This is a genomic window from Wenyingzhuangia sp. IMCC45467 (assembly GCF_054111205.1).
Genome location: NZ_CM134196.1, coordinates 498,824 through 516,615 on the forward strand (window position 1 = coordinate 498,824; position 17,792 = coordinate 516,615).

The window sequence follows — 17,792 nt, forward strand, 5'->3', positions numbered from 1 at the left end:
CTTTTTTGTGTAGTAAATATGCCGTTTAAGTTAGTTTTGATTTAAACATTTTTGCAGCAGCGGTGTAACCACCTTCTGTTGCATCAACAAAATGATTATGATTGTCGGTTCTATCTTTTACATAACAGGATAGAATAGAAGCTTTAGTGGTATGTATACCATATATTAATTTTTCTTCTTTTTCTAAATTGTTTAAAAATAAAACAAGCTCTTTAATTTGTTTATCTGTTCCCGAAAAAACTGTGTTAATTGTACCATCAATCATAAGCGTGTGGGAAAGTTGTGTAATTTGTTGATAGTATTTTTGTCCCTTTTTTGAAAAACTGAAATAAATTTTAAAAACAATAGTTCCTAACCAATTTACAAACAAATATAGTTTGCTAAATTGTGCCAATTTAATTTTCATTTCATTTTTAATCTTGCGTATTGAAGTATCTAACCTTAAGTTGCTTTGTGTAATTGGTTTCCTATTTTCAAATTCTCCAAACAGTATTTTTATTTTATTTAGAACAGCAGCATACAGTTCGTTTTGTAAGCTTTCTATGGAACAATGTACAAGTAAGCAAATAATTTTTTGATCATTATCTGGAGCAGCAACCTCTTGCCATCTACACTCCATTCCCTCTAAATCTACAGGAGCAATTTTTTGATTTGAGTTTGTTTCTGTAAATGTTTTTTTAATTAAAGTTTCAGCATAATTCAACCCAGTTCCTAGTACTATTGGAATGGTTAATTTTGGCGTTAATTTATGTTTTGCTATATAAATTGCTTTTTCTTGATTGTAAATATCTTTAACACATACAGATCCTACTCGTAAAATCAAATTGGTATTGTTTTTAATATGAATTCTGTAATTATTTAAAACGGTTAAGAGTTTGTTTAATAAAGCATTAGGAACTATAAAAGTGCTACCATCTCCACCAAAAAAATATGGAACTCTAATTTTTTTATCAATTTTTTCTAATTCATTTAAAACAACAATAATACTTCCTGTTGCAGATAAATTTACATCATGGTGATTGCCGTTTTGTACCGCAAGAGTAGAGTTTTCAATATCTATATTTATTACATGCCAATCCTCAGGCACCTTGCTAAACAAATTTTTATCAATGAGTAAGTCGGTTAAATCAATAGACTGTTTTTTTAATTCTTTATAAAAATTAATATTGTCATTAACCATTGTATTTTTTGTAGTTTATTATATTAAATATACTAAAAACTATTTTGTAATCTTTGAGCAATTATTTGAATGATACGTTTGTTATATTCTGATATGTTTTTTAAATACACAATAAATTCCTCATCAGTAAACATTCCTGAAATCATTCCTATGTATTGATTTTTTAAATGCTGATTTCTACTAACAGATGTTTTTATAAATTCATCTTTTTGATGCTTTTCTAAGCTATCTAAACGATACTCAGAATGTTGTAAAAAATGCTGAAACAGTGCTGTTATTAAACTGTGTTGCATTTTTATAACGGGACGTAGTACTGCATTTTGAAATTGTTCCTCTATGGACATCGTTTCATCAACTTTTGCTGATGGAATATTAGGCCTGATTGCTTTTTTACTTTCCATTAATTCAATTTTTCTTTTAGAAAATGAGCAGTATAAGATTCTTTATTTTTAACCAAAGCTTCTGGTGTTCCCATAAACAATACATTTCCTCCATTTTTACCACCTTCTTTTCCTATATCAATAATATAGTCAGCACACTTAATAAAATCTATGTTATGTTCAATCACAATTAGAGAATGTCCGTTTTCTATTAAGGCATTCATAGATTTTAACAACTTTTTAATATCGTGAAAATGCAGTCCTGTGGTAGGTTCATCAAAAATAAATAGAGTTGGTTCTTGTCTGCCACCTTTAACCAAGAACGATGCTAATTTGATACGTTGTGCCTCACCACCAGAAAGGGTAGAAGAGGACTGCCCTAAAGCTACGTAACCCAAACCAACATCTTGTAAAGGTTGTAGTTTTTTACTGATCTTAGTTTGTTTGTGTTTTTTGAAAAAACTCAAAGCTTCATCAATAGATAAATTTAAAATATCATCAATATTTTTATCGTGATATTTTACTTCTAATACTTCTTTTTGAAAACGTTTACCACCACAAGTTTCGCAAGGCAAATGTACATCGGCCATAAATTGCATTTCTATGGTTACTTCACCTTCTCCTTTACAAGTTTCGCATCGTCCACCATCTACGTTAAAAGAAAAATGTTTGGGTTGATAATTACGCATTTTTGCCAAATTTTCGTTAGCAAACAAAGAGCGAATATCATCATAAGCTTTAATATAGGTTACTGGGTTAGAACGTGAAGATTTCCCTATAGGATTTTGGTCTATAAATTCTACATTTTTAACAGCATTTAAATCACCTTTAACAGCTGTAACTTCTCCTATTTTATTTCCTTGACCAAAAATGTGTTTTTGTAAAGTAGGATAAACAATATCTTTAACCAAAGTACTTTTTCCGCTACCAGAAACTCCCGTAATTACCGATAAGCAGTTTAAAGGAATGGTAACGTTTATGTTTTTTAAGTTGTTTTCTCTAGCTCCAACAACTTCAATTTTATTTTTGGTATTTCTTCTTTTAAGCGGTACTTCAATAATATCGGCACCACTTAAATAATTTGCAGTGTGAGTGCTTGCTTTTAAAATGTCATCATAGGTTCCTTCTGCAACCAATTCTCCTCCAAAAACACCAGCGTTTGGACCAATATCAATAATATAATCGGCCTGTTTCATAATATCTTCATCGTGTTCTACCACAATAACGGTGTTTCCTAAGTCTCTTAATTTTTTAAGAACTTCTATTAGTTTTAAGCTGTCTTTGGGGTGTAAACCAATACTAGGTTCATCTAAAATATACATAGAGCCTACCAAACTACTCCCTAATGATGTAGCCAAATTGATACGTTGACTTTCTCCTCCAGACAAGGTGTTTGAGGCTCTGTTTAAGGTTAAATATCCTAAACCAACTTTGTCTAAAAATCCTAATCGGTTGTTGATTTCTACCAACAATCTTTTTCCAATTTCAGTATCGTATTTGTTTAATGATAAGTTTTTCATGAACTGCGTTAACTCATCAATAGGTAAGTTTATCAATTCATTGATGTTTTTATCGCCTACAAAAACGTTGTTGGTTTCTGGTCTTAAACGAGTTCCTTTACAGGTAGTACATTTGGTTTTACCTCGGTAACGAGATAACATGACACGGAACTGAATTTTATAACTTTTAGATTCTAAATACTTGAAAAAATCGTGAATTCCTTCAAAAGATTTGGTTCCGTTCCACACCAATTCTTTTTGTGCTTCGGTTAATTCAAACCAAGGCTTGTGTACAGGAATGTCGTATTCAAAAGCATAATTGATCAAAGCATTTTTGTAATCAGAACTACTTTCTCCTTTCCAAGGAGCAATACAATCTTCGTAAATAGAAAGTGAGGTGTTTGGGATTACTAATTCCTCATCAACCCCAATAACATTTCCATACCCTTCACATGTAGGGCAGGCTCCATAAGGATTGTTAAAACTAAAAAAGTGAGTGTTAGGCTCGTAAAAAGTCATACCATCTAACTCAAACTTATTGCTAAATTCTCTGTTTGAATTATCCGATAAGTTCTCTAAAGTACAAATCCCTTTTCCCTCGTAAAAAGCAGTTTGAATAGAATCTGCCAAACGATTATAGTAATCTTCATCATCTTTAACTACAATTCTATCAATCACCAAATTCAGTTTTGTTTTTTTAGTGATTTTAGAACTATCAACCTCTTCAATTCTATAGGTTTCCTCATCAACCTTAATTCTTGCATACCCTTGTTGGATCAAAATTTGTAAAGCTTTATTAGCATCTCTGTCACCTAAATCATAAGGAGCTAAAAGCAGTAACTTGGTTCTTTCTTCTAATGACTTTAAGTGATTGATAACATCAGAAACGGTTTCTTTTTTTACTTCGTTTCCCGAAATAGGAGAGATGGTTTTACCAATACGAGCGTATAAAAGTTTTAGGTAATCGTATATTTCTGTGGTAGTTCCCACGGTAGAACGTGGGTTAGAGGAGTTTACTTTTTGCTCAATAGCAATAGCAGGAGCAATTCCTTTGATATAATCTACCTTAGGTTTGTTTAGTTTTCCTAAAAACTGACGAGCATAAGATGATAAACTTTCTACATACCTACGTTGTCCTTCGGCATATAAAGTATCAAAAGCCAAGCTAGATTTTCCTGAACCAGACAAACCCGTAATAACTACTAATTTGTTTCTTGGAATGGCTACATCAATATCTTTTAAATTGTGTAAACCAGCACCTTTGATTAAAATGTATTCTTTAGGAGATAATTTTTCTAGTAATTGACTCATATATGCATGTTGAATTGTGATTGTAAAAGTAAGGTTTTATGATAAAAAATGAATTGCACAATATTTAATATTTTGGTACACTTATTGTAACTTGTACCTATATATAAATAAAAAAAATAAGTTGCCTATTCTATAAAATTACTCAAACTAAATAAAAGTAATTACATATGAATTTAACATATAAGCATTTAGACGATGCTGCTATTGTTTCCTTATATATAAATGGAGATGAAAAGTGTTTGTCTGAATTGATAACAAGGCACGAAGAAAAAATTTTTGGTTATATATATTCTAAAACTTTTGATACTGATTTATCTAATGACATCTTTCAAGATACCTTTATCAAAATTATCCACACCTTAAAAAGAGGAAAGTATAATGAAGAGGGGAAGTTTTTACCCTGGGCATTACGTATTGCCCATAATCTTACCATGGATTATTATCGTGATAAAAAACGAAAAAAGACCAAATATGCTACAGAAACTTATGATGTTTTTGATTTTATAGCTGGGGAAGATTTAAATGCAGAAGATAAAATTGAACTAGAACAAACTATTAATGACGTTATTGGTTTGATAGATGCCTTACCACAAGATCAACAAGAGGTCTTAAGAATGAGAATTTTTATGGATTTGAGTTTTAAAGAAATAGCAGAACATACTAATGTGAGTATAAATACAGCATTGGGTAGAATGCGTTATGCATTAATTAATATGAGAAAAATTATTGATGAAAAGGAAGTAGTTAAGAATAATTAAAACAATAAAAATATATATCTGTCGTTGTAATATAAATTTAAATATAGATATATGATAAAAAACTACTCAGACCAATCATTTGATGATAAAAAAATGAATACCCTACATTTAAAACCCCGAAAAGAAACAATTTCTTTTTTATTAAGTTTTTCAAAATCCCTAAGCATTGTAAAAGGAAATATGTTAAAAGAAATAAGGTTTGACAAAAATTAATGTCAAACCTTATTTTATTTTTTCTTTTTGTAATATTCTTCTATCACTGGTTTTCTACCAATGGTTTTGGTAATAATGTCTTTGTCTAAATCCCAACCTCTTGCAGGAGAGTATTCACGTCCATAGTAAATAATTTGCAAGTGTAATTTGTTCCAAGTATGCTCAGGAAAAAGACGTTTGGCATCTTTTTCGGTTTGTTCAACATTTTTTCCATTGGTCAATCCCCATCTGTACATTAATCTATGAATGTGAGTATCTACAGCAAAAGCAGGAATGTTAAAAGCCTGACTCATTACCACACTAGCAGTTTTATGTCCCACAGCAGGTAAAGCCTCTAAATCTTTAAAATTAGCAGGAACTTTTCCATCATGCTTATCAATTAAAATTTGAGAAAGACCGTGAATTCCTTTAGATTTCATAGGAGATAAACCAACAGGTTTTATAATATCTCTAATTTCATCTACAGTTAATTTTACCATGTCATATGGATTATCTGCTTTTTCAAATAACAAAGGAGTAATGGTGTTTACCCTTGCATCAGTGCTTTGGGCAGACATCAACACGGCAATTAATAAAGTGTAAGGGTCTTTATGATCTAATGGAATGGGAGTTTCTGGGTATAACTCTTCTAAAGTATTTAGTACAAATTGTACTTTTTCTTGTTTTAACATAAGTTTTGCTTTCGTTTCAAAAATAAATCATTCTTTGAGAACGATTTGTTAAAAGAATATTTTTTTTAATAAAGAGTGTAAATTTTACTAGGAGATACTCCATATTTTTTTTTGAAAGCTGTAGAAAAGTGTTGGGGATTTTTGTAACCTATTTTTTCAGAAACTTCACCAATAGAAAGCTTATTTTGGATGAGTAGTTTTTTCGATTTTTCCATTTTTAAATCGTTAATATATCCAAAAACAGTAGTTCCATAAAAGTCTTTAAAATTTTTTTTAAGTGTAAATTCATTGGTTCCAAATTTTTTAGCTAATAATTGTAGACTTAAAGGTTCTGTATAATGCTCTTTTATGTAGGTTTTTATATTTGCAATTTTATCATCAGTATTATTTATTTTTTCGGTATTAAGTTCTTTTTTTTCATGATTTTTAAATTGATTAAGTTGGAGTAACAGAAGCTCTAAAATACTCGCATTTACATGAATTTTACGATAATAACCTTTCCTGTCAGAAGTGATTAACTGATACACTATTTCTTTCATTTTAGAAGTTATTTTATGATTTGTAGTCTGTAATCTACCTGTTTTTTTTTGAGCCATAAGAGTTTTAAATTCTTTAAAATTTTCAGGAAAATACTCACAAAAAAATGAAGGTGTAAGATTTATTCTAACTACTTGATGTGTCCCTTTTTTTAATTCAATGCACCTATCTCTATCAGTATAGTAGATAATATTATGATCGTTAGAATCATATGTGTAAACCTCCTTTTTTTTATTTATATGTACAGCATAATTACCTTTAAGTACAAATATCATTTCTATGGTTTCTCCACTGAATTTGATAGGAATATTGCAATTGTTAACAATAGTTAGTTCTCCATATCCAACTTTAAATTTTTCTGAACAGATTTCTTTGTATGAACCATAAAAATCTTGCTCTTCAAAATTAGTCAATGTTTCTAAAACATCACATTTGTCCTTATTTATTTTGCTATCTACATTATTGAAATATGCGTGTTTACTGTCAAGAATGGTTATATTCATAAAGATTAGGGTATGGGGTTATTTTACCTTAACTTTTTCAATTTTTTTATGCAAATGTAAAGTGTTTTAATTTATTCTAAATAAACTTTGTGGCGTTTTCTTTCTATAATACTCCGTTTCGCGTATTATTTTATCCCTTTTGCGTATGTGAGCCACAAATAATAGACGTTATATTTGCAAATCATTATTAAGATTTAGAATAAATAATAATATAGATGTTAACACTAATTTGCTGTATTGCTTTTTTTGGTTTTTATGTGTTATACCATACGTCAAAAAGAGCCGATTTAACTCAAAAATATTTTCTGCAAGAATGGATTCATCAGCATTCAACCATTAGCAAGCCTTTAGGTTTGTTCTTTTTAGTATTAGGATTGGTGCTAAGTGTTTTATATATGGGGTATGGAACAGGAATATTCTCATACATTGTTACTTTAATGACATTACTAAGTTTTATTGTTTTAATAAGTCCTTTAAGACTATTTAAAATGTACCTATTATACCTCCCTTTTCTGTTTCTAGTCATTGAATTATACCTTGTTTAATTATGCCAGCCAATAAAAAATATTTTTCGTCTCCCATTCAAAGGATCGCAAAAATTACAGCAGGATTTGTAGGAGGATACCTTGTAACTGAAACATTCCATATGTTTTTAATGTTGTGGATGGAACCCAAAAACATTATGACGACTCTTAGATTTGGAGGTTTTATTTTGTGGTGTGCATTAATGATTGTTGCCTTTTTAGCTAAGAACGGATGGAAAGTTTGGGCTCTTTATTTGTTGCTATCCCTTTTGTTTTATACCTGTGTTTATTTTTTTAATTAAAAACTATGTCAAAAAGAATTTATAACATCATGTTTCATACACATACCATTAGTGGTATTGTAATTAGTGCAGCTTTGTATGTCATATTTTTTGCAGGTTCTTTTTCATTTTTTAGAGATGAAATTATTGCATGGGAACGAAATGAACCAGTAAATGAAACATATTTTAGTGAAGTTAATTTTGATGAATTGCTCAAAAAAATAAACGAAGAACATCCATTAGGTAAGCGAAATATAAACATCTACCAAAGAATAGAAGGACAAACGGCATCGGTGTATTTAGCACCCTCTAAAGATACCTTGGCTCCCAAAGAGAAAGGAAGACGTAACAGTTATTTTGCAACTAACTTAACTACACATAGTATTGAAAACTATAGGAATAATTATTCTTTAGGAGAGTTTTTTTACCGATTACATTTTTTTGCTCAACTCAATTTTTTTGGTAGGTCAGGATATTTTCTAGCAGGTTTTATTGCATTTTTCTTTTTGTTTGCTGTGGTTACAGGAGTTATTGTACATTGGAAAAAAATTGTATCTAGCTTTTATGTTTTTAGGCCTAAACAAAAATTAAAAACAATTTGGACAGATGCACATGTTGCATTGGGATTCATTGGTTTGCCATATCAGTTCATGTTTGCTGTTACAGGTTGTTATTTAATTATTGGTTATATGGTAATGTTGCCTCCGGTAAAATCTATCATGTACAATGATGATGATAAAGAATTTAATAAAGTTTTAACTACAGAAGTTAAAGAAGATTATAATTATGAGGGAACGGCATTAGAGGGTCATTATTCAATTAATGACTTGGTGCTAAAAACTCAAAAAGAATGGCCAAATGTAAAGCTAAACGGAATTGAAGTTTACAATTATAGCGATGCTAATATGCATGTAAAGATTTCTGGGAGACCTAAATACAAACAAAAATTATTAGGAAGTGGATTTATAACCTACCGAGTTAAAGATCAACTAGTGGTAAACAAACAACATCCTACCGAAAAAGTATCTTATGTTGATGGTGCAGTGGGATTGATTCAGAGATTACATTTTGGTGATTTTGGTGGTTATGGAATGAAACTTATTTATTTTGCATTGGGCTTAATTACTTGTTTTGTTATTATTTCAGGAGTGCTTATTTGGTTGGTGGCCAGACAGCGAAAGAATGTTCCAGAGTACAAGCAAAAGTTTAATTTGTGGTTGGTAAATATTTATATGGCCATCTGTTTAAGTATGTACCCAATAACTGCCTTTATTTTTGTAGCAGTTAAATTTTGGGGAAATGATTTCGAAGGTGGAAAAAGAACATTTATTTATCAAGTGTTTTTTTGGGGATGGCTTTTGTTAAGTAGTTTTTTTATCATTAAAAAAGATTATTATTTCACCAATAAAATATGTTTGTTATTAGGAGCTGTTATTGGTTTTTTAGTGCCTATTAGCAACGGAATTGTTACAGGAAACTGGTTATGGGTTAGTTGGCATAAAAACTACAATCAAGTATTTGTTTTTGATGTCTTTTGGGTGTTACTATCCATTACATCATTACTTGTTTACCTAAAAATTAAAAGAAAATAACAGTTGTTATGAAAGAGAAAATGAGGGGTGTTTTTTAAATGCTCCTCATTTTTATTTTATAGGTAAAACTTCTCCGTTTAGCGTAGTTTTTACTCCGTTTTACGTAGTTAATAAATAAAATTCATCACATACATTTGCATCGTTATTGTTAATAAGTCTAAATAACATGATTAGATTTAAAGGCTTGATTTTACTACAAAATAATGTATAGTTTAAATAGAATTTTTACCACAGGTGTTTGTTTGCTTTTTGCTCACTTACTAAATGCACAATCAAAAGTAAGTAGTGTTACAGGGGTAGTGTTAAACGCACAAGACATTCCTGTTTTGGGAGCTACTGTAATGATTGATGAAACCCATCAAGGAGTAATTACCAACGAAAAAGGAGAGTTTTTAATAACAGATAACTTTTCTGGAACTTATACTTTAATCACCTCCTATATGGGGTATGAAGCAGATTCTAAAACGTTAGAACTTCATGCAGGAGAGGTAAAAAAAGTGAACATTCATTTAAAAGAATCTTCATATGTATTAGATGAAGTTGCATTAACAGGTAAAAGTAAGGTTCAACAAGTAAAAGAAAAAGCTTTTAATGTTTCAGTAGTAGATGCAAAAAAACTACATCACACTACGCTAGATATAGGACATGTTTTAGATAGAGTTTCGGGAGTAAGAGTAAGAGAGACTGGAGGTGTTGGTTCTACTATGAATTTTTCACTGAATGGATTTACAGGAAAACAAGTTCGTTTTTTTATAGATGGAGTTCCTATGGATAATTACGGTTCTTCTTTTCAACTAAACAATATTCCTGTGAACTTAGCCGAACGTATAGAAGTTTATAAAGGTGTAGTTCCTGTAGGTTTGGGAAGTGATGCTTTGGGGGGGGCTGTTAATATTATTACCAATACTTATAAAAAAAATCATATAGAGGCATCTTACTCATATGGTTCATTCAATACTCATAGGAGTTATGTTAATGCTGTTTACGTATCAAAAAAAGGATTTACAGCACAACTAAATGCATATCAAAACTTTTCAGATAATGATTATAAGATTTACCAAGAAGCCTCAGAAATAAATACAGGTAAATATTATAAAAGAGCTAAAATAAAAAGATTCCATAATCAATATCATAACGAAGCTATTGTTTTGAATACAGGTTTTATTAACAAGTCTTTTGCAGATCAGTTATTGTTTGGAATAACTTTAGGTCAAAATTACAAAGAAATACAGACAGGAGCTAGACAGACTACAGTCTTTGGTGCTTGGCATAGAAGAGGAAATACGGTAATGCCAACGTTAAAGTATCATAAAAAAGATTTATTTGTAAAAGGTTTAGATATTAACATAAGTGCTAATTATAATTTAGGTGAAGAAAAAAATATAGATACACTTCACAGAAGATATGACTGGTTTGGAGACTATAAAGATTATGAGGAATTGTATGGTGAAAAAGGAGGGGAAAGTTCTTATTCTTTATATACTTATAAAAATAACAATGCTTTAGCAACAACAAGTATCAATTATCAACTAAACAAAGTACATGGTTTGGTGCTAAGTAGTACTTTAAATTATTTTAACAGAAGAGGTTATAATAAACTAAATTCTGATAGTAATAGGTACAATGCTCCAATGAAAAGCTGGAAAAATGTAATAGGACTTGGATATAATATCAAAACTTCTAACTGGAATACTTCCATTTTTGTTAAACAATACCATCAAGAAAATACGTTTAATCAACCTTATTATCCAAATGGTGAATATGGAGGAACTGAATACAGAAAAAAAACAAACATTTTTGAGTTTTATGGATACGGGACTGCTCTAACCTATTTTTTAAATGAAAACTTACAATTTAAAGCTTCTTTTGAAAAGAGTTACCGTATGCCAGAACCCAATGAACTTTTTGGTGATGTAGAAAATTTAGAAGGGAATATAGGTTTAAAACCAGAACATAGTTACAATTATAATTTTGGAACTAGTTATTGGGGTAATTTAAATAAGAAACATCAATTTGTGTCATCACTAAATTTATTTTATAGAGATGCTAGAGGCTTCATCAGACCTAGATTAAATAATAATCAAGCTAAAATAACAATGGAGAATTTAGTAAATGTAAGTAACAAAGGTATAGAAGCAGACTTGTCCTATACCTACAATCATAATCTTACAGTTGGTGCAAATGTTTCCTATCAAGATTTAAGAAATAATACCAAATATGATGAAGGTCAAACTATTGTAAGTGTTGCTTATAAGCAAAGATTACCAAACCAACCTTTTTTGTATGGAAACGCAAATGCAGGCTATACTTTTAAAAAATTGTGGAATAAAAATGATCAACTAAACATTGGATATAATATGTTGTATGTATATGATTTTTATTTGTATTGGCCAGGGTTTGGAGACCCCGAATTAGGTAAGTATGATGTTCCTAGTCAATTATCACACGACCTTAATTTTATATACACATATAACCCAAAATTACAATTTACACTAGAGTGCAGGAATATTACTGATAATATTTTGTATGACAATTTTAGCTTACAAAAGCCAGGAAGGGCATTCTATGGAAAAATAAGATACACTTTTTTATAAATCAACAATAATTAAATATATACAATGAGAAAATCAATTTTTAAATTAGGCCTTTTTGCTATAGGGTTTACATCTTTAGTTGCATGTAGTAACGATGATAGCGATAGTGAAAACAATGGGACTCAAGTAGAAAGTAAATTTATTATTACAGCAACACCTACAGCTTCTGATGGAGTAGCAGATTATATTTTAACTACAGATGACTTAAGCCAAGGTCGTGTTTCAATTTTAGGTAATGGAATTGAACAAGACGGAACCTACAGATATTATGTAACCAACAATAACAAATTTTTTAGTTTGTTGTATGGTCAAGGTAACCCAGGTGCTGTTACTACTTATGAATTAGGATCAAATGGAGAGTTAGAAAAACTATCAAACTTTCAGTCAGAAACAGTGCAAGCTTTTGCTGCTGTAGAAGATGATATTTTGTTAGTTAAAATTTCAAGAAGTGCTGATAGCCCAATAGCAAATTGGTATCGTGTAGATACTAATTCATTACAAATTGTTGCAGAAGGTGTTATTAATACTCAAGATTTAGCAGATAAGGAAACAGGAGAATTGGCTTTTTTCTCTTGGATAACGCCTGTTAACGGATATGTATACTTGCCATATTTTACTATTAAAGGTTGCTGCGATGATACATTTGGTACAGAACACCCTGATGAAGCAAATATTGCTGTATACTCATATCCTGAAATGGAATATGTTAAAACAATTACTGATGATAGAACAAGTTCTATAGGTCGTTACTTTATAAACGGGTTGTCATTAGATGAGAATGGTGATGCTTATGCTTTTTCATCTTCTGTAGCTCAAAAGAGAATTGACGGTACCACCCAATTAACATCTACAAAAGCATCTGCTATTACCCGTATTCAAAGCGGAACTACAGAATTTGATGATTTTTATTATGATATAGAAGATGCTTCAGGAGGTAGATATGTAACTAGTCATATGTATTTAGGTTCTGGGAAATTTTTAGTTACTTTATTAGATATTCCTAGTAGAGGTGCATATAGTTCAGGTAAAGAATTAGCTATTATTGATGTTTACAATAAAACTTTTACTGATGTAACGGGCTTACCTAGTCAAGAGAATATTTTGTCTTTAACAGCAAGAAATAATTATGTTGAAGAAGATGGAACTATAGCATATGTTGGTATTACTACAGAAACAGGAAGTTTTATTTATAATGTAGATGTTACAACTGCTATTGCAACTAAGGGATTACAAGTTGAAGGAGCAAGTATTACAGCTATTAGCAAATTGAATGTAGCCAACTAATTTTTTTAGTTTAAACTTTCTTTATAATAAAAAAGCTGCCTGAAAAGGCAGCTTTTTTATTCTCCTTTTTTTAACAAACAATATCTATTAATTTTATTTTAATTCGTGCGGATATCTGTACTTTTGAAGCATGGAAAAAAAGTTTATCCCTGCTTATTTACTCACATTTGTAAACGTATTAGGTTTTAGTTTATTAATGCCTATTTTACCTTTTGTGGTAGATAGTTATGGAGCTCCAAAATGGGTATTTGGTTTACTCATTACCTTGTACAGTGCTTTTCAATTTATAGGAGCTCCACTATTGGGAGCTATGTCAGATACCAAAGGAAGAAAACCCGTTTTGTTAATAAGTCAAGCAGGAACGTTGTTCAGTTGGATAATTTTTGTAATTGCAATTGCTTTACCAAAATATCCTGTTTTTGGTTTTGCACTTCCGTTGTGGGTAATTGCACTTTCCAGAGTTTTAGATGGAATTACTGGAGGAAACACTTCAGTAACAAATGCTTATGTAAGTGATTTGACCACACTAAAAGAAAAAGCCTATATTTTTGGTTATTTAGGAGGAATTGCAGGAATAGGAATGATTATTGGTCCAGGCTTGGGGGGAATTACTGCATCAACCCCAATAGGTTATTTAGGGACTTTAATTGTTTCCATTATAATTTCAGTAATTACGCTATTAACCATCTTTAAATGGTTAAATGAATCACACCCAGTAGAAAATAGAACAGAACAAAGAAAAATTAATTTTTTAGAACTTATTTATATTCCCAAAAGAATTAAAAGAGTAAATCCATCACCAATAATAAAAGTGTTGTTTTCTATGAAGTTTTTCTTTTCAGCCATGATGGGGTTTTATATAGGAACCATGGCTTTGTTTTTAATAGATTTATTTGATTTTAATGTTAAAGAATTAGGTTTTTTTATGTTTGTAATAGGCTTGTTTTTATCGTTAAATCAAGCATTTGTCTCTAAGTTTTTTATACGTCAATTAGGAGCTTTTAAAACATTAATTTTAGGGCTTGTTTGTTGTGCAATAGGATTGGTAGCCATTACATTAACTAATAACATTTGGTTGTTTATTCCTTTTTACTACATTTTAAACTTAGGTCTTTCTCTGTGTTTCCCAGTGTTTAACTCTCTAATATCAGTAAATGCCAACCCTACAAAACAAGGAGAAATTATGGGAATAAGTGAAGCTATAAACTCTTTTTCTATGGCTTGTTTTCCAGTAATATCAGCAATAATATATACAGCTATTGGTAGTCATTTGTATCGTTTTTTAATTTTATTACCAATGGCCGCTTTGTTTTTTGCTTTTATTGGAGTAAAAAAATATGGGAAAAGTACTTTTCAGACTTCATAAGTTTATTGATATCTGTTTAACTATCCTAACTGCTTTCTTTATATTTGTTCTTCTTTAAAAAACAAAGTACAATGGAAATGTTAAAGGTAGGAGATAAAGCTCCTAATTTTGAAGCGATAGATCAACATGAGAAAACAGTTAAACTAAGTGATTTTGCTGGAAAAAAACTAGTAGTTTTTTTCTATCCAAAAGCTAGTACTCCTGGGTGTACTGTGGAGGCATGTAATTTAAGAGATCATTATCAAACTTTCTTGTCTCAAAATTATGAGGTGATTGGTGTTAGTGCAGACTCTGTTAAAAGCCAATCAAACTTTGCAAACAAACAAGAATTACCATTTTCTTTATTAGCAGATGAAGATAAAAAGGTAATTGAAGCTTTTGGCGTTTGGGGACCTAAAAAATTCATGGGAAAAGAATATGATGGAATTCACAGGACTACTTTTGTGATTGATGAAAATGGAATTATTATTGAGGTAATTACTAAAGTAAAAACCAAAGAGCATACTGCTCAAATTTTAAAGTAAATATATGGATCAAGTGATTCTTGTAAACGAGCAAGACGAACAAATAGGAATAATGGAAAAAATAGAAGCGCATGAAAAAGCTTTGTTACATAGAGCTTTTTCCGTTTTTGTTTTTAATGATGCTGGTGAATTAATGTTACAACAACGAGCTGCAGATAAATACCATTCGCCATTATTGTGGACAAATACTTGTTGTAGTCATCAAAAAGTAGGGGAAACCAATGTGCAAGCGGGTAAACGTAGGCTACAAGAAGAAATGGGCTTTAGTACAGAGTTAAAAGATGTATGTTCTTTTATTTATAAAGCTCCTTTTGATAATGGATTAACAGAACATGAGTTTGATCATGTGTTAACAGGTGTGTATAATGGAGAGCCTAACTTAAACCCTGATGAAGCCGAAGCTTATAAATGGATGACTTTAGAAGACGTTAAGGCAGATATGGAAAAACAACCTGAAATTTATACAGCTTGGTTTTTAATTATTTTCGAAAAATTTTACGAGTTCATTAGTCAATAAAATGGAAAGGATTAAAAAAAAGGTTTTTATAGGATTAATCTTTGCTGTGATGGCTGTTTTGGTTAACGTTGGAGTAAAGGTTTATAATAATTTAGATCTTATTGCCAAAGATTTAGGATTTAATTTTATACTGTTCTTTTTAATAGGTTATGTGGTTTTAGGAAACTTATTTGCAAATAAAAAAGCTAATTAATTATGGAAATTACCGTACATAGAGTTGCTTATTTTAATGCAGCTCATAGATTGTTTAGGCCCGATTGGGACGATGCTAAAAATTTTGAGGTTTTTGGTAAATGTAGTAATCCTAATTACCACGGACACAATTATGAATTGGTGGTTTCAGTAACCGGAGCTATAGACCAAGAAACAGGTTTTGTAATGGATTTAAAAATATTAAAAAGATTGATTAGAACAGAGGTAGAAGATACCTTAGATCATAAGAACTTAAATTTAGAAATTCCTGAATTTAAAACAACCAATCCTACAGCAGAAAATATTTCTATTTATATATGGAATAAGTTAAGAGCTTATATTCCATCACACTTAAAATTGGCGATTACTTTATACGAAACGCCTAGAAATTACGTAACTTATTCAGGAAAATAATTCATTGTTATGAAAGTAATTGCTATGATTCCTGCTCGTTTACAAGCGACCAGATTCCCTAAAAAATTATTAACAGATTTGTGTGGTAAAACAGTTATTACCAGAACATACCAAGCAACTGTAAACACAAATTTGTTTGATGAAGTTTATGTGGTAACAGATAGTAAGGAAATAAGATCAGAAATTGAAAATAATGGAGGTAAAGTAATAATGAGCCTTAAAGAACATGAATGTGGTTCTGATAGAATTTCTGAAGCTGCCGAAATGGTTCCTGGAGATATTATTATAAACGTACAAGGAGATGAACCCTTTACAAGAATAGAGCCTTTACAGGATTTGATTGAGGTTTTTAAAAATGACACAAAAGAAGAAATTGCGGTAGCCTCTTTGGTACATACTATGGAAGATTGGCATGAAATAGTAAACCCTAACAATGTAAAAGTGGTGTTAGACAATAATAATTGTGTTATGTATTTTTCTAGAGCTCCTATTCCACATCCTAGAGACAAAGAAGTAGAGGTAACATATTATAAACACATTGGAATATATGCTTTTAGGAGACAAGCGTTGTTAAATTTTCCTAAAATGAAAATGTGTCAGAATGAAGCAACTGAAAAATTAGAAGGAATTAGATTTTTAGAACATGGTATGAAAATGAAAATGGTTGAAACACCTTTTAAAGTTGTAGGAATAGATACACCAGAAGATTTACAAAAAGCCATACACATTATTCAAAATGAAAAAGTTTAAAGTCATTGCTTTTGATGCAGATGATACACTTTGGGTAAATGAACCTTATTTTAGAGAAGCAGAAGATCAGTTTGCAAAACTGTTGTCTATTTATGAAACAGAAAATAAAATTCAGCAGGAGCTTTATAAAGTAATCATAAATAATATTCCTTTGTATGGTTATGGAGTAAAAAGCTGTATTTTATCCATGATACAGTGTGCTACAGAATTATCTAACAATCAACTACCCGCCAATATCACTCAAAAAATTTTAACAATAGGGAAAGATATGCTTACCAAACCTATTGAGTTATTATCGGGTATTGAAGAGGTACTTGAATATCTTTCAAAAAAATACAAATTGATTGTATTGACCAAAGGAGATTTATTAGATCAAGAAAAAAAATTAGAACGTTCAGGTTTGCTTAAATACTTTCATCATGTAGAGGTAATGAGTGAAAAAAATACCGAAGGATATATTAAAATTTTAAATCATTTAGAAATTCAACCTAAAGAATTTTTAATGATAGGTAATTCTTTAAAATCGGATGTTTTGCCTGTGTTAAATATAGGAGCAGAGGCTATTCATATTCCCTTTTACTCTATATGGAAATTTGAAACAGTAGATAAAAAAATACTAGAAACGCAACAATATAAAACATTAGATTCCGTTAAAAAATTAGTAAATATACTTTAAGTATTTTTACTATAATTATTAAGTCT

The 17,792-nt window shown here is 30.2% G+C and carries 19 protein-coding genes; 14 read left to right on the plus strand and 5 right to left on the minus strand.

Annotated elements, in window-relative coordinates; translation table 11 throughout:
• Positions 1 to 25: 25 nt before the first annotated feature.
• Genes ACXGQT_RS02290 through uvrA form a run of 3 tightly spaced genes read right to left on the minus strand, consistent with a single transcriptional unit; the run spans position 26 to position 4,370 of the window.
• Positions 26 to 1,180, minus strand: coding sequence for a DUF3095 family protein (locus tag ACXGQT_RS02290; protein ID WP_457829782.1), 1,155 nt, complete (start codon positions 1,178 to 1,180; stop codon positions 26 to 28).
• A 32-nt stretch (positions 1,181 to 1,212) separates the two neighbouring features.
• Positions 1,213 to 1,581 carry a glyoxalase gene (locus ACXGQT_RS02295; RefSeq protein ID WP_457829783.1) on the minus strand — a complete coding sequence of 123 codons (369 nt, stop codon included), beginning with the start codon at positions 1,579 to 1,581 and terminating at the stop codon, positions 1,213 to 1,215.
• The gene (gene uvrA / locus ACXGQT_RS02300; protein ID WP_457829784.1) at positions 1,581 to 4,370 is read right to left on the minus strand and encodes an excinuclease ABC subunit UvrA; all 2,790 of its coding nucleotides are present in this window, start codon (positions 4,368 to 4,370) and stop codon (positions 1,581 to 1,583) included. Before uvrA ends, ACXGQT_RS02295 begins: the two co-directional genes overlap by 1 nt.
• Before the next feature lie 167 nt (positions 4,371 to 4,537).
• Between uvrA and ACXGQT_RS02305 the strand changes: the two genes are divergently transcribed.
• Positions 4,538 to 5,128, plus strand: a complete 591-nt coding sequence (locus tag ACXGQT_RS02305; protein ID WP_457829785.1) for an RNA polymerase sigma factor — start codon at positions 4,538 to 4,540, stop codon at positions 5,126 to 5,128.
• A 51-nt stretch (positions 5,129 to 5,179) separates the two neighbouring features.
• A complete protein-coding gene (locus tag ACXGQT_RS02310; protein ID WP_457829786.1) occupies positions 5,180 to 5,341 on the plus strand; it encodes a hypothetical protein in 162 nt (53 codons plus the stop codon).
• Between the two features lie 14 nt (positions 5,342 to 5,355).
• Here ACXGQT_RS02310 and ACXGQT_RS02315 read toward each other — a convergent pair whose 3' ends face one another.
• Positions 5,356 to 6,012, minus strand: a complete 657-nt coding sequence (locus ACXGQT_RS02315) for an endonuclease III domain-containing protein (RefSeq protein ID WP_457829787.1) — start codon at positions 6,010 to 6,012, stop codon at positions 5,356 to 5,358.
• 65 nt (positions 6,013 to 6,077) lie between these two features.
• The gene (locus ACXGQT_RS02320; RefSeq protein ID WP_457829788.1) at positions 6,078 to 7,052 is read right to left on the minus strand and encodes a helix-turn-helix transcriptional regulator; all 975 of its coding nucleotides are present in this window, start codon (positions 7,050 to 7,052) and stop codon (positions 6,078 to 6,080) included.
• A 215-nt stretch (positions 7,053 to 7,267) separates the two neighbouring features.
• Here ACXGQT_RS02320 and ACXGQT_RS02325 point away from each other — a divergent pair, with 215 nt between their 5' ends.
• The 12 genes from ACXGQT_RS02325 (at position 7,268) to ACXGQT_RS02380 (ending at position 17,766) form a co-directional block, all read left to right on the plus strand.
• Positions 7,268 to 7,597, plus strand: a complete 330-nt coding sequence (locus ACXGQT_RS02325) for a hypothetical protein (protein ID WP_457829789.1) — start codon at positions 7,268 to 7,270, stop codon at positions 7,595 to 7,597.
• 2 nt (positions 7,598 to 7,599) lie between these two features.
• On the plus strand, positions 7,600 to 7,878 hold the full coding sequence (locus ACXGQT_RS02330; protein ID WP_457829790.1) for a hypothetical protein: 279 nt from the start codon (positions 7,600 to 7,602) through the stop codon (positions 7,876 to 7,878).
• 5 nt (positions 7,879 to 7,883) lie between these two features.
• Positions 7,884 to 9,449 carry a PepSY-associated TM helix domain-containing protein gene (locus ACXGQT_RS02335; protein ID WP_457829791.1) on the plus strand — a complete coding sequence of 522 codons (1,566 nt, stop codon included), beginning with the start codon at positions 7,884 to 7,886 and terminating at the stop codon, positions 9,447 to 9,449.
• 203 nt (positions 9,450 to 9,652) lie between these two features.
• Positions 9,653 to 12,043, plus strand: a complete 2,391-nt coding sequence (locus tag ACXGQT_RS02340; protein WP_457829792.1) for a TonB-dependent receptor domain-containing protein — start codon at positions 9,653 to 9,655, stop codon at positions 12,041 to 12,043.
• A gap of 24 nt (positions 12,044 to 12,067) precedes the next feature.
• The gene (locus ACXGQT_RS02345; protein ID WP_457829793.1) at positions 12,068 to 13,327 is read left to right on the plus strand and encodes a DUF4374 domain-containing protein; all 1,260 of its coding nucleotides are present in this window, start codon (positions 12,068 to 12,070) and stop codon (positions 13,325 to 13,327) included.
• Positions 13,328 to 13,457: 130 nt separating this feature from the next.
• On the plus strand, positions 13,458 to 14,693 hold the full coding sequence (locus tag ACXGQT_RS02350; protein ID WP_457829794.1) for an MFS transporter: 1,236 nt from the start codon (positions 13,458 to 13,460) through the stop codon (positions 14,691 to 14,693).
• A 71-nt stretch (positions 14,694 to 14,764) separates the two neighbouring features.
• Positions 14,765 to 15,217, plus strand: a complete 453-nt coding sequence (gene bcp, locus ACXGQT_RS02355; protein WP_457829795.1) for a thioredoxin-dependent thiol peroxidase — start codon at positions 14,765 to 14,767, stop codon at positions 15,215 to 15,217.
• A 4-nt stretch (positions 15,218 to 15,221) separates the two neighbouring features.
• On the plus strand, positions 15,222 to 15,734 hold the full coding sequence (gene idi, locus ACXGQT_RS02360) for an isopentenyl-diphosphate Delta-isomerase (RefSeq protein WP_457829796.1): 513 nt from the start codon (positions 15,222 to 15,224) through the stop codon (positions 15,732 to 15,734).
• A gap of 1 nt (position 15,735) precedes the next feature.
• Entirely contained in the window at positions 15,736 to 15,927 is a 192-nt protein-coding gene (locus tag ACXGQT_RS02365; protein ID WP_457829797.1) for a hypothetical protein, read from the plus strand.
• Between the two features lie 2 nt (positions 15,928 to 15,929).
• Positions 15,930 to 16,340: a 6-pyruvoyl trahydropterin synthase family protein gene (locus tag ACXGQT_RS02370; RefSeq protein ID WP_457829798.1), complete on the plus strand. Its 411-nt coding sequence runs from the start codon at positions 15,930 to 15,932 to the stop codon at positions 16,338 to 16,340.
• Between the two features lie 9 nt (positions 16,341 to 16,349).
• Complete coding sequence (kdsB, locus tag ACXGQT_RS02375; RefSeq protein ID WP_457829799.1) at positions 16,350 to 17,090, plus strand: 3-deoxy-manno-octulosonate cytidylyltransferase; 741 nt, start codon at positions 16,350 to 16,352, stop codon at positions 17,088 to 17,090.
• Positions 17,077 to 17,766, plus strand: a complete 690-nt coding sequence (locus tag ACXGQT_RS02380) for an HAD family hydrolase (RefSeq protein WP_457829800.1) — start codon at positions 17,077 to 17,079, stop codon at positions 17,764 to 17,766. Before kdsB ends, ACXGQT_RS02380 begins: the two co-directional genes overlap by 14 nt.
• Positions 17,767 to 17,792: the final 26 nt, after the last annotated feature.